14 protein-coding genes are annotated in these 12,788 nt (G+C 63.3%); 9 read left to right on the forward strand and 5 right to left on the reverse strand.

From position 1 onward, the window contains the following. Positions 1-127 precede the first annotated feature (127 nt). Entirely contained in the window at positions 128-682 is a 555-nt protein-coding gene (locus HWX69_RS13075) for a ribbon-helix-helix protein, CopG family (protein ID WP_178917529.1), read from the reverse strand. A 245-nt stretch (positions 683-927) separates the two neighbouring features. Here HWX69_RS13075 and HWX69_RS13080 point away from each other — a divergent pair, with 245 nt between their 5' ends. Then, a complete protein-coding gene (locus HWX69_RS13080; protein ID WP_178917530.1) occupies positions 928-2,172 on the forward strand; it encodes an inorganic phosphate transporter in 1,245 nt (414 codons plus the stop codon). 107 nt (positions 2,173-2,279) lie between these two features. Further along, the gene (locus HWX69_RS13085; protein ID WP_178917531.1) at positions 2,280-3,584 is read left to right on the forward strand and encodes an acetamidase/formamidase family protein; all 1,305 of its coding nucleotides are present in this window, start codon (positions 2,280-2,282) and stop codon (positions 3,582-3,584) included. A gap of 29 nt (positions 3,585-3,613) precedes the next feature. Here the strand turns inward: HWX69_RS13085 and HWX69_RS13090 are convergent, their stop codons facing one another. Then, positions 3,614-3,889 carry a ubiquitin-like small modifier protein 1 gene (locus HWX69_RS13090; RefSeq protein ID WP_178917532.1) on the reverse strand — a complete coding sequence of 92 codons (276 nt, stop codon included), beginning with the start codon at positions 3,887-3,889 and terminating at the stop codon, positions 3,614-3,616. 103 nt (positions 3,890-3,992) lie between these two features. Here HWX69_RS13090 and HWX69_RS13095 point away from each other — a divergent pair, with 103 nt between their 5' ends. The 5 genes from HWX69_RS13095 to HWX69_RS13115 all read left to right on the forward strand — a co-directional run bounded on the left by HWX69_RS13095 (position 3,993) and on the right by HWX69_RS13115 (position 8,696). Next, on the forward strand, positions 3,993-5,069 hold the full coding sequence (locus HWX69_RS13095; RefSeq protein ID WP_178917533.1) for a hypothetical protein: 1,077 nt from the start codon (positions 3,993-3,995) through the stop codon (positions 5,067-5,069). A gap of 191 nt (positions 5,070-5,260) precedes the next feature. Further along, positions 5,261-5,701 carry a DUF1810 domain-containing protein gene (locus tag HWX69_RS13100; protein WP_178917534.1) on the forward strand — a complete coding sequence of 147 codons (441 nt, stop codon included), beginning with the start codon at positions 5,261-5,263 and terminating at the stop codon, positions 5,699-5,701. A gap of 83 nt (positions 5,702-5,784) precedes the next feature. After that, on the forward strand, positions 5,785-7,002 hold the full coding sequence (locus HWX69_RS13105; protein WP_178917535.1) for an HD domain-containing protein: 1,218 nt from the start codon (positions 5,785-5,787) through the stop codon (positions 7,000-7,002). Positions 7,003-7,085: 83 nt separating this feature from the next. Then, entirely contained in the window at positions 7,086-8,114 is a 1,029-nt protein-coding gene (locus HWX69_RS13110; RefSeq protein WP_178917536.1) for an amidohydrolase family protein, read from the forward strand. A gap of 75 nt (positions 8,115-8,189) precedes the next feature. Beyond that, entirely contained in the window at positions 8,190-8,696 is a 507-nt protein-coding gene (locus HWX69_RS13115) for a universal stress protein (protein WP_156707997.1), read from the forward strand. 29 nt (positions 8,697-8,725) lie between these two features. On the opposite strand, the gene HWX69_RS13120 is transcribed toward HWX69_RS13115, so the two are convergent. The 3 genes from HWX69_RS13120 to HWX69_RS13130 are packed head-to-tail and all read right to left on the reverse strand — an operon-like array spanning position 8,726 to position 11,195. Next, on the reverse strand, positions 8,726-9,652 hold the full coding sequence (locus tag HWX69_RS13120; RefSeq protein ID WP_178917537.1) for a biotin--[acetyl-CoA-carboxylase] ligase: 927 nt from the start codon (positions 9,650-9,652) through the stop codon (positions 8,726-8,728). 35 nt (positions 9,653-9,687) lie between these two features. Next, positions 9,688-9,996 carry a NifU family protein gene (locus tag HWX69_RS13125; RefSeq protein WP_178917538.1) on the reverse strand — a complete coding sequence of 103 codons (309 nt, stop codon included), beginning with the start codon at positions 9,994-9,996 and terminating at the stop codon, positions 9,688-9,690. 50 nt (positions 9,997-10,046) lie between these two features. Continuing rightward, a complete protein-coding gene (locus HWX69_RS13130) occupies positions 10,047-11,195 on the reverse strand; it encodes a thiolase family protein (protein WP_178917539.1) in 1,149 nt (382 codons plus the stop codon). 206 nt (positions 11,196-11,401) lie between these two features. Between HWX69_RS13130 and HWX69_RS13135 the strand changes: the two genes are divergently transcribed. Together HWX69_RS13135 and HWX69_RS13140 are read left to right on the forward strand one after the other, a co-directional pair. After that, positions 11,402-11,569, forward strand: coding sequence for a DUF7838 family putative zinc beta-ribbon protein (locus tag HWX69_RS13135; protein WP_178917540.1), 168 nt, complete (start codon positions 11,402-11,404; stop codon positions 11,567-11,569). A gap of 46 nt (positions 11,570-11,615) precedes the next feature. Further along, a complete protein-coding gene (locus tag HWX69_RS13140) occupies positions 11,616-12,779 on the forward strand; it encodes a M48 family metallopeptidase (protein WP_218644791.1) in 1,164 nt (387 codons plus the stop codon). Positions 12,780-12,788: the final 9 nt, after the last annotated feature.

The following is a 12,788-nucleotide window of genomic DNA, read 5'->3' on the forward strand; positions in this document are numbered from 1 at the left end:
CAACACACCTCCGACTTGGTTGGAGTCGTTATCTGGTCGTGCATTTGTCTCTTGTTCACACTCAGCAGTAGAATCTGCAAAAACGTTGTTAAGAGGGACGCCATCTCTCGTATGAATCGATATGAATTCAGTCGTCGGTGGGGAATTCTTTGAATATGACCTTCGAGACGCCCTCCTCGATTTCGAGTTCGAACGGCAATCCGGCCGTGCTCTCCTGTACGAACCGCGTCATGAACCAGCGGAGTTGCTGAGACGGGAACACGACATGGTAGGTGTTCTCGTCCGTTTCACGAACCGTGAGAAACCCGCAGACAGAGAGCCAATCGAGCAGTTCTTCTAAACTGGTAAAACGGTCCTGGTACTCTGCTGCGTGAAAGCGGGCTACCTGGTCGATTGCTTCAACGAACTCGGGATCAGGGTCGTCGATGTCTTCGATTGCGTATTCCAGGAGACAATGTAGGAAGTCGATATCGAGCAGGACGTGTTCACCGCTCGCGAGCATCTTGTGGTACTCCTCCAGTGTACCGCTTACGTCCGTACTCGCCGCCTGGAAGTTCGCCGCATAGAACACGAGGGCACGTCGAACGAGTTCGCTTTGCCCTTTTCCAGTTCGATTGACGAGGTCGTCCAGAGATTTTCGTGAGTTCTCGTCTAGAGAGACGGTGAGTCGGTCGCTGACCATACGTAGCCCACGAGTTCAAGCACCGAATATGTCACGTACCGCGCGGGACCGCTGGTTGCTTCTATCATTCGCCTTCGCAGGGAGTCACCGCATCTGAACGCTCCCGTCGAAGGTGTAGGCACATAGGTACTCGCCGATCCTGCTTTCTATGAGACCTGCCGAGAGTAAACTATCCAGGACCAACCCGGAGTTGGCTGCAGGAATTATATATGCGAGTCGGACAACGTTGACTCAGATACGAAACGATGGTGATGCTGCTAACCGTCGTCGGAATCGTTGTCGCCGTATTCGTCGGGTTCAACATAGGGGGCTCATCGACGGGCGTGGCGTTCGGTCCGGCAGTCGGCTCGCGGCTCGTTCGGAAGACGACCGCAGCGGGCTTGTTCATCGGATTCGCCTTTTTCGGTGCGTGGACCGTCGGTCGGAACGTCATCGCGACGATGAGCAGCAGTATCGTGCCGGCAACCCAGTTCACCCCCGCTGCAAGCGTTGCCGTCCTGTTTTTCACAGGCGCGTCGTTGTTCATCTCGAATCTCTATGGCGTTCCAGCCTCTACCTCGATGACGGCTGTTGGCGCCATCGTCGGATTGGGCCTCGCCTCCGGCACGCTCAATCAGGCGCTTATGTTCGTTATCGTCTCGGCGTGGATCGCCGCACCGCTGTTGAGCTTTCTTATCGGGTTCGTGGTCGGACGCTACGTCTACCCGTATCTCGACCGGTACATCGCGTTCACGACGTTCAACCTCCACTTCATCCAACTCGACCGATCGGGGACGATTCCGCGTCCGTACGTGAATGTGAACGCCTCACCACAGGATATCGTCGGGTCACTTTCGGTAGTCATTATCGCCTGCTATATGGCGTTCTCGGCAGGGGCGTCGAATGCGGCGAACGCCGTGGCTCCCCTCGTCGGTGCGGGTGGATCGCTCACCGTCGATCAGGGCGTCCTGCTCGCGGTGGCAGCGTTCGGGTTGGGGAGTTTCACGATCGCCCGTCGCACGCTGGAGACGGTTGGAAGCAACATTACGGAACTACCGATTCTCGCGTCACTGATCGTCTCCGTGGTCGGTGGGACCGTAATCACGATTCTCTCCTATTTCGGCATTCCCGCGAGTCTCGCGGTAAGTACGACGTCGACGATCATCGGACTCGGGTGGGGTCGGTCGAGCCGAGCGGCGACACTGGCGGAGCTAGCGACGCCAACACCCGAGCGGCCGGACGTGGAACTCGCGACAGGAGCCTTAGTCACCTCACGCGCCGAGGACGCTCCCGCCGGCCCGACCATCGGGGATATTGCTCGACAGGAGAAACCGGCAGAAAAGTCGGAGGAGATCCCGGACGTCCCGGCCGTCGGCGCGGAGGGACCGGCGGACCTCGACGAGCGGAGTCTCTTCGATCCGAAAGCGGCCAAGCGTATCGTAACGATGTGGGTGTTGACGCCGTCACTGGCGATTGTCACCTCCTATCCAGTGTTCGTGTTTCTGCTGTGAACGCCGAACGCCACCGCACCGATGGCTTTCGAGACCCGACATCCGTCCGTCAGGTCAACCGACCGAGAATCGGTTTTAAGCTTGGGACCAACTAACACACTAGGGCGATGTCTCAGCAAGTCCAGAAAGAACTCGAAGTAGACCAGTATACACTCGGTCTCGTCGGTCCCGACCAGGAGTGGGCGGGCACGGTCGCCGACGGCGGTACCATTCGAACGCACACCCCACCGGCCTGCTGGGGACCGATGATTACGCCGGAGTTCCGCGGCGGCCACGAAGTCACACGTCCGATTCGCGTCGAGAACGCCGAACCCGGGGACGCTCTCGTGGTCCGTATCAAAGACGTCGAGGTGACCAGCGTCGCGACCAGCACCGGTAGCATGGCCGAACGCGAGGGGGCCTTCGGTGACGACCCGTTCGTCGACCACGTCTGTCCGGAATGCGGGACGGAGTGGCCCGACAGCGTCGTCGAGGGAACCGGCGAGGACGCAATCCGGTGTGCCGAATGTGGCGCCAACGCCTCGTCGTTCGGCTTCGAGTTCGGCTACACCGTCGCCTTCGACGAGGACCGCTCGGTCGGCCTCACTGTCGGTTCCGATGGGGCCGACGACCTCGCCAACCGCGCCCACGAGGCGATGGCGTTGCCGGAGAACTCTCGCCAGCATCCGATTCTGTTGTACAAGCCCGACGGGATTCCGGGCACGCTCGGCCACCTCCGGCCGTTCATCGGGAACATCGGAACGACGCCGTCGCGAGAACTCCCGGACTCCCACAACGCCGGCGACTTCGGGCAGTTCCTCATCGGCGCCGACCACGACTGGGGACTGCCCGACGAAGATGCCCTCGCCGACCGGACCGACGGCCACATGGACTCCAACGACGTCCGGCCCGGCGCGACGCTCATCTGTCCGGTGAAAATCGATGGCGCAGGCCTCTACGTCGGCGACCTCCATGCCAACCAGGGCGACGGCGAACTCTCATTGCACACGACGGACGTTAGCGGCCGGACCGAACTCGAAGTCGAGGTCATCAAGGGCCTCGATATCGACGGGCCACTGCTGCTTCCGAACGAATCGGACCTGCCGGATATTGCGAGGCCCTACACGGACGCCGAACGCGAGGCCGGCGACACCCTCGCCGACGAGTACAGCGTCGACGAGGTGCACGATGCGGCACCGATTCAGATTATCGGCAGCGGTGCGACCATCAACGACGCGACGGATAACGCGTTCGAACGAGCGGGCACCCTCTTCGGCATGACCGAAGGGGAAGTCCGCGCTCGCTGTACGTTCTCGGGCGGCGTCGAAATCGCTCGCCTCCCCGGCGTCGTACAGTTGTCGATGCTGGCGCCGACCGACCTCCTCGAGCAGTGCGGCCTCGAGGAGGCCGTTCGAAACCACTACGGCCTGTAGACGAGAGGTGTACGGTCCCCTGCAAATCCTTAGCTCTCGTCTTTCGCGCCGCCCTGCATCGCGGGAAAGAGCTGTACTGTCGCATCCGACGGACAGTCGTCGCCGAGGTCGGCACGCTCGCCGTCGACCATGACGCGGACGCTCGGCCGGACCTCGCCGGCGTCGTCCAAGATATCCGAGCGAGCGCGGGGATAGGCGTCGATGAACGCGGTGAGTACGTTCGCGACCGTCTCGGGGCTGACATCGAGTTCGACGGTCTTGCTGCCCGTCGCTGCACGGAGTTCCCCGTAGACCGTGACGTTCATACGACCACGTAGAACGGCGACGGAGATGAAATCTGCCTCGTTGCTATCATCGCCGGTTCCACCGGCCATAATTTGAAGCCAGTTCTGTCCGCATGGCCTTACAATGGGCCAACAAGGTGGGACGCTGTCCCGGATATGGGTCACTCGACTTATTGACAGGATTCAGGACCGCCTCGGGTTGCCGCCGCTCGTAAGCGGGACGCTTACGTTGGGGATGGTCCCGGTGTTCCTGACTGCCCTGTTTTTCGTATTGGCGGAGGGTCGAATGCCGAGGGACTTCCTCATCGCCCACCTGTTGGCGATGGGCGTTCCCGTTATCGGCCCTGCAGCCATCTGGTACTGGGACGTGCGTGTCTTCCCGACGTTCGTCGAGGAGAGTGCCGATTTAGCGACGAACCCGACGGCCGTCCAGCGCACCGGCGAGCAGTACAAGCGCATCTTCACCACCCGCTCGTGGTACTTCGTCGTGCCGTGGACGGCCCTGATCGTCGGCTTGGTCGGGCTGAATATCGGCTACTTCGAGACAGTCGGCATCGAGGGCTTCAGCGACCCCGCGCTGTGGACCTATCTGCTGTTTGCGGTCTGGTGGGGACTGATTACGGGTATCGGGTTCCACGGTGCAGTAACCGCGGTTCGGACGATTCGTGCGGTGGGAGAACTGGACTTGCAGATCGAGCCACTCCACCCGGATGGCCTCGGGGGATTGAGCATGATCGGCCACCTTGCGATCTGGACGACGATGCTGATTTCGGTCGGGTCGTTGGCCCTTCCGTTGGCGTTCCTGCTCGGCACGGAGGGCGGGTATCGTGCCGTCGTATATCTCGCGGTGGGCATCTATGTCGTCGCTATCGGGGTGTCGTTCGTCTATCCCACCGTGTACGTGAATCGGCGCGCCCGAGCCATCCAGGAGCAAGAACTCGAGAACCGCCGGCGGAAAATCAGGCAGCTACAGCGGCAAGCCGCCAATCTCGAGGAATCCGACGGGACGACAGACGACACAGGGACGCTTGACGAAGTGGCGACACGGCTCGAGATGCAGCGACTCCGTGACGAGTTCAACGAGTACGATAGCGTGAGCCTCTATCCGCTTTCGGTGGGAATCATCGTCCGCCTGATTTCCTCGCTTCTGCTCCCGATATTTTTCACGTTCGTCGATGTCTTCCTCGGTCGGCTTCTCTGACAGCCGTTCGAGGGCCTGAACTGCGTTCTCTGTGGTGCGCCGTTAGACGGTACCGACACGTGCCCAGGGGTTGGATTCCACACGAGTCCGGCGAGCAGTAGTCCGCATCAAGCGTGAAGAACGGCTTCCTGTGCCCCGTTTTGACTCTGAACCAAGAGTATATCTGACAATCCGTTCTACACTGCGTCGTAATGGCTGGTTTGGGGGGTCCGTACGATTTGCAGCGCTTCGTCGAGGCGCAGAATCCGGTGATAGCACAGGTTAAACAGGAACTCGGTTCGGGGGAGAAGCGCGGCCATTGGATGTGGTTTATTTTTCCGCAGGTTGCCGGTCTCGGCAGTAGTCGGAAGGCACAGCGATATGCAATCGCCTCGCGCGAAGAGGCCGAAGCCTATCTGGAACATCCGATATTGGGCCCACGGTTGCGCGAGTGTACGGAACTCGTAAACGACATCGATGGGCGCTCGGCACACGAGGTCTTCGGGTCACCCGACGATTTGAAATTCCGCTCATCGATGACGCTCTTCGAAGCGGTCGCGGATGATGCCTCCCCGTTTTGGACCGCTTTAGAGCAGTATTACGACGGTGAGCGCGACGAAACAACGTTGGAGTTCCTCTCGGAGGAGTCGTAACCGGAAAAGAGAGTCACAGGCACACGACGAGCCCGCGTAGCTGCACGACGGTTTTTATCTGATGCCGTCGAAAGGCGGGCGTAATGGCGACGATAAAGGACAGCGTCCACGACCACATCGCCGTCGACGGGGTCGCCGAGGACCTCCTCGACACCCCCGCCGTCCAGCGCCTCCGACGCATCAAGCAGCTCGGCACCGTCGAACTCGTCTATCCGAGCGCCAACCACACCCGCTTCGAACACTCACTCGGCGTCTATCACCTCGCCACGCGCGCGCTCGACCACCTCGGCATCGTGGGCAAGCGAGCCGAGCGGGTCCGCGCCGCCGCCATCCTCCACGACATCGGCCACAGCCCATTCAGCCACAACATCGAGGAGTTGGTCGCCCGCCACACCGGAAAGTACCACGACGAGGTCGAGGACCTCTTGACCGACGGCGAAATCGCTCGCGTCCTCGCGCTTCACGACATAGACCCCACGAGAGTCGCCGGCCTCGTCTCCGGCGACGGCGAGTTTGGCCAGTTGGTCTCCGGGGAGCTCGACGTCGACCGCATGGACTACCTCGTTCGCGACGCCCACCACACCGGCGTCCCGTACGGCACTATCGACACGGGACGGCTGGTCCGGGAGTTGCGGTTCGTCGACGGCGAACTCGTGCTCGCCGACGGCAACGTCCAGACGGCCGAATCGCTGCTGCTCGCCCGTGCGCTGATGAATCCCGTCGTGTACAACCACCACGTCGCCCGTATCTCGAAGGCGATGCTCCGGCGGGGCACGGAGGCGCTTCTGTCGTCGGGGGCCGCTGACGCCGGAACGGTCCGTCGGATGGACGACCGCGACCTCACCGTCGCCTTGCGGGACTGTCCTGACTCGGCCGAGTTCGCACGGCGTCTCGACGACCGTGACCTCTACAAGCGGGCGGTGTGGGCGGAGTTGCGGGACGTTCCTGACGACATCGTCGACGCTGACCACGAGGAAATCGCGGCCTTCGAGCGGGACATCGCCGACCGCGCGAACGTCGACCCCGATTGGGTCGTGCTCGACGTTCCCTCCCGGCCGGAGATGCGCGAGTCGACGAGCCGCGTCGTCGTCAGCGGCGAGGTGCGACAGCTCGGAACGCAGTCGACGCTGGTGAGTGCGCTCCGCCGCGCCCAACACGAGCAGTGGCGTCTCGGCGTCTACGCGCCCGAGGAGGCGACCGACCGCGTCGGGCAGGCCACCGAGGAGGTCCTCGGCCTCGACCTCGATGCCTTGGTCGTCGACGTACGGAAGAGCATCAACGCGACGCTGGACGAGTTCTAACGGCGCCCTGACTCGAAAACCCGTTGCGGAGAAAGACAATCCGAGAACGGGCCGTTTTTATTGAGGCCAACACAGAGGGGGACATGGAACTGTCGGGGACGATACTCGCCGGAGCCGACTACGAACCGGTCGAGGGCCGCGTCGTCGTCGAGGACGGCGAAATAACGGCCATCGAGGAGGTCGAGACGGCCTCGACGGACATCATCTGTCCGGCGTTCGTCAACGCCCACACGCACATCGGGGACTCCATCGCCAAGGAGGCCGGCCGCGGTCTCTCGTTGGACGAACTCGTCGCGCCGCCGAACGGCCTCAAACACCGACTGCTTGAGGACGCAACGCGGGAGGAGTTGGTCGAGGCGATGCGTCGCTCGCTGTCGTTCATGGAATCGAGCGGAACGACTGCGTTTCTGGAGTTTCGGGAGGGCGGCGTCGACGGCGTTCACGCGCTGCTCGATGCGGCGGCACGCCTCCATATCGAGCCGTTCGTCTTCGGTCGCGAGGAAATCGGCGTATTGGAGGTAGCCGACGGCTACGGTGCAAGTGGCGCCCGCGATGCGGATTTCTCCGCGGAGCGCAACGCGACCCTGCACGCGGAGAAGCCGTTCGGCATCCACGCCGGCGAGCGAGACCCCCACGACATCAACCCCGCCTTGGACCTCGACCCCGACTTCGTCGTCCACATGGTGTACGCCGAGGAGATGCACCTCGAACGGCTGGAGGACAGCGAAACGCCAGTCGTCGTCTGTCCGCGGTCGAACCTCGTCACCGACGTGGGCGTCCCGCCCGTCTCGGACCTTCTGGAACGCACGTCGGTCGCGCTCGGCACCGACAACGTGATGCTCAACAGTCCGTCGATGTTCCGGGAGATGGAGTTCACGGCGAAACTGTGTGACGTGACCGCCCCCGAGGTGCTGCGGATGGCGACGGCCGCCGGCGCCGACATCGCGGGGCTGAACTGCGGCGTCGTCGAGCCCGGCCGAGAGGCCCGACTGTTCGTTCTCGACGGCGACTCGGACAACCTCACCGGCGCTCGCGACCCGGTTCGGGCGGTGGTCCGTCGCGCCGGCGTCGACGACGTCAAGCGAATCGTCACGCCCCGAGACAGCGCGTAAGCGGCCCAAAACCGTTCGTGAACGGTCGAAAAGGGTTTGTGCCGGTGTCGTCATTGTTCATGTGGTGTGGTGACAATGTACAATCGAATTCTCGTTCCGACTGACGGGTCGGGCGGCATGGACCGGGTAATCGACCACGCGTCGGAACTGTCGCGGGCCCACGAGGCCGAAGTCCACTTCCTCTACGTCGTCGACACCGCGGGCTTTGCGAGCCTCCCAATGGAGACATCCTGGGAGAGCGTCACCTCAATGCTCCGCGAAGAGGGAGAGGCCGCGCTTCGCAACGCCGAGAAACGTCTCCGGGAGACCGAAACCGCCACCGCGATGGCCGAGGGACCACCGAGCAAAGAAATCGTCAAATACGCCCGCGATAACCGGTGTGACCTCGTCGTCATGGGCACCCACGGACGGGGTGGACTCAATCGACTCCTGCTGGGCAGCGTCGCCGAACGGGTCGTCCGCGGCTCTGAGGTGCCGGTGTTGACCGTCCGGGTCGGCGATATCGAAGAACCGCTATCCGAAGAGGCCGCTGACGAACGGCCATTCGCGGCCGACCCCGCCGTCTCGGAAGTGCTCAGGTAGCGTCACAGCTCCTCGTCGGAACCGGGAGTTCAGACTGGCCGGAGGTGTTCACAGTCGCCCGCCGACACGCGTTTCTCACCCGCTTCGGTGTCGACGACGAGCGTTCCCGGGAACTCGACGTCGACGGCCTCCCCGACCACCTCGCCCGTGGCCGTCTCGACTCGGACCCGCTGGCCGAGCGTGATAGAGAGGTCACGCCACGCCGGCAGGACCAACTCCGGGTCCCGCCGTAATTCGTCGAACCGTTCGAGTATCGCCCGGGTCAACTCGGCACGATTCACGTCGCCGACCTCGTTTCGAATCGTCGTCGCCGTCTCGGGAACCTCGCTCAACTCGACGTTGGCGTTGATGCCGATGCCGGGAACGACCCACGAGACGCGGTCGGCCTCGCCCTCCATCTCGGTGAGAATGCCGACAATTTTCTTCTCGTCGGGGCCGACGAGGACGTCGTTGGGCCACTTGATACCGGCGTCGACCCCGACATCGCGGAGTGCTTCGGCCGTGGCGACCGCCGCTGCCAGGGTGTATATCGGCACCTGCGCCGGCGTGAGGTCGGGACGGCAGACGATGCTGAGCCAGATGCCGCCCGACGGCGCCGACCACGCACGTTCGAGACGGCCCCGGGCGCCGGTCTGTTCGTCCGCGAGAACGGCGACATCGGCCGCGCCGTCGGCCGCCAGTTCCCGTGCCCGGTCGTTGGTACTTCCGACGGCGTCGTGGTACTCGATTTCGAACGGTGCCTCGAGACCGAACTCGACGGCCGCACCGCCGAACTCCGGAACGGACGTGAGAACGTAGCCGTCGTCTCTGCTCTCGATTCCGAACCCCTCCTCGCGGAGCGCCTCGACGTGTTTCCACACCGCCGCCCGAGAGACACCGAGCCGTTCGGCCAGTTGTGGCCCAGCGACCGGACCGTCGGCGACCGAATCGAGGACCTGTCGTCTCGTTTCCTGCATACTCGACCCTCGGTGGCCGGCGATAAAAGCCTCCCTCAGAACGGCACGTCGTCGGCGTCGAATCCCCGGGGTGTTCCCGCGTCCCCGTCCCCGGTTTCGGTTTCGACCCGCGTTATTTCCGGTATCTCCTGGACGAGCCGCGTCTTCAGCGCCTGCGTCGTCATCGGCGAGACGCCACACCCCGAACACGCGCCGCCGAGACGGATGGTGACGCTGCCGGCGTCCACGTCGAGTTGCTGAATCGCCGCGCTGCCGCCGTGCATCTCTATCTGCGGGAAGTTCCGTCGGAGGAACGCCATGATACGCTCTCGGAGGTCGTTCTCGTCGGCCGTGACGGTGGTCATCGAATCCTCTACGCGGACGACAGCAATAAAATGCCGGTCGGCAATCGACGTTACAGCCGTTCGATGATGGTCGCGATGCCCTGCCCGAAGCCGATACACATCGTCGAGAGGCCGTACTGGCCGTCGCACTCCTCGAGTTGGTAGGGGAGTTTGCCGACGAGTGCAGAGCCGGTCGCACCCAGCGGGTGGCCGTGGGCGATGGCGCCGCCCCAGACGTTCGTCTTCTCCCAGTCGGCGCCGGTCTCCTCGAGCCAGGCGGCGACTACGGCCGCGAAGGCCTCGTTGACCTCGAAGCGGTCGATGTCGTCGATGCTCAGGTCGTTCTGCTCGAGAATCTCCTGCGTTGCCGGAATCGGACCAGTCAGCATCGTGATGGGGTCGACGCCGACGACGTGGCTGTCGACGATGCGGGCCATCGGGTCCCAGCCGTGTTCCTCGGCCGCTTCCTCGCTGGCGATGAGCAGGCCGCCCGCGCCGTCGACGATGCCCGAGGAGTTCCCGGCGTGGTGGAAGCCGTTCTCGGCGCTGCGGAACGACGGCGGGAGGTTCGCGAGTTTCTCGGCGGTCGTACCGGGACGGGGATGTTCGTCCTCCTGGACGGTGACACGGTCGTCGTCCAGTTCCGTCTCGACGGGGACGACCTGGTCGTCGTAGTGGCCGGCCTCGGCGGCCTCGCCCCACCGCGATTGGGACTCGGCGGCGAGTTCGTCGAGATACTCCCGCGAGAAGCCGTAGTTCTCGGCGATGCGCTCGGCACCCTCACCCTGCGTGGTGAGTTCGTCGAAGTACTCGAAGTACGTGTCCGTGACGCTGTTGCCGTCCGACCCCATCGGCACGCGCGTCATGTGTTCGACGCCACCGGCGATGATGACGTCGTGGTGACCCGCAGCGATTTGGCCGGCCGCGAAGTTGATGGCCTGCTGGCCGGAGCCACACATCCGGTTCAGTTGGACGCCGGGTACGCCGTCGCCCCAGCCGGCGACCATCGGCGCCAGTCGGCCGATGTTGAGCCCCTGCTCGTCGACCGGCGTCACACAGCCGTAGATGACGTCTTCGATGGTTTCGGGGTCGAAGTCGTTTCGCTCTCGAAGGGCGTGCAGTGGTTCTGCCGCGAGGTCCTGTGGGTGGGTGTCGCTGAACGAGCCGTCACGCTTGCCGAACGGCGTTCGAACGGCGTCGACGATGACTGGTGTACTCATGAGTCTCTCTAACAATGGTAAAGGTCCCCCTTGTGCGTTGTGGTGGCCATGACAGGCACGTTCATATTCGACGTTTGCCTACGGCCGACCCGAACGCAGCGTGCCGATTCGATATCCCCACATACAGTTTATTATTAAAAGAACTCCAATCAGTTGCAAGCCGCCGACCAGTAAACTACAACTGTCCGCCCCGAATAGGGCGACTCATGAGCCTCTCACTGGAAGACGACTGTCCGGTCTGTGAGTCGAGCCGGGAGTTCTACAAGGCTGCGAGCATGCGCATCCACCTCGGCAGGAAAAAGAAGTGGCACTGCCCGGAGTGTGACTACGGCTTCGTCACCATCAACGGCATCGACACCTCCACCTCGGCGTAGGTCGGACCCCGAGTGATTTGTCGGTTCGGTGCGTGCGTCGGATAGCATGAAGCTCCGGTTACGGCTCTCGCTTCTCGCTCGAATGGCCGTCGCCCTCGGCATCCTCCTGTCGATATCGCTCGTTCTCGCCGTGATTCTCTCGATTTTCGGCGGAATGCTCGGATTCGCGATTTTCGGCTGGGTGTACGAGGGCGCCGACGCACTTGCCGACCTGCCACGGCTGTCGACAGCGTTCCCCGTGCCGGCATGGGCCGTGGCCTCAGCCGCGATAGCCGCCATCGTGGGTGTGGTTCGCGGGTGGCCCTACGTTCGGAACTACACCGGGACGGAGTACTTGATTCCGCCGACGACACCCATCTCCCTGACTGTTACCGCCGGATTGCTCGGCTGTCTCTACCTGACGCTCGTCGAGGGGAGCGCAGCGCTACGGGCCGCCCTGTCGACGGCGGTCGGTCTCGTCGTCGTGTTCGGACTTGGCGTCGTCCTCGCGCTGTGGGTGACGGTCGCGGACGTTCGGTCCCGGATTCGGGGACTGCGCGAAACGCTCGCAGCGGACAGCAACCCCATCGAGGAAAGCCACCCAGAGGTGGCCACAACCGTGAGTCGTCTCGCACAGCAGGCCGACGTTCCCGAACCAGCAGTCCACATCACTGAAACGGCCCGTCCGGAGTCCGTGACCGTGGGATACGGGGATGACGCAATCATCGTGGTTTCGACTGGACTGCTGGAGACGCTCACCGAGGACGAACTCGAGGCTGTTTTAGCACACGAAATCAGCCACCTGGCCAACGGGGACAGTCGCGTGATGGGCGCCGCACTCGGACCGGTACTCGCCGCCGACGAGTGGATGGAGGACGACCCCCACGACTTCGGAGACCGCATCTGGAACGGCGTTTTCTCTCTGTTGAAGCTGTACGGCCAACTCGGGACGGCCATCCTCTCGCGCGGACGCGAGTGGAGTGCCGACGCCGGCGCTGCCGAACTGACGGGCGACCCGGTGGCTCTCGCGAGCGCGCTCCGTCGACTCGACGACGCCAGGAGGCGACCGGAAACCGACCTCCGCGAGTGGGAACACTCCGTCGCAGTCATGGACATCTTGCCGCCGGCAGCGTCGGATATCACGACGGGGCCGTTTCGAACACACCCCGCCACCGAAGAGCGCATCGAACACCTCCGAAACCGGACCGAATCCCTCGAAACCGCGGATTGACCCCGGAGG

This window comes from Natronomonas gomsonensis, from assembly GCF_013391635.1.
GTDB classification, from domain to species: Archaea; Halobacteriota; Halobacteria; order Halobacteriales; family Haloarculaceae; genus Natronomonas; species Natronomonas gomsonensis_A.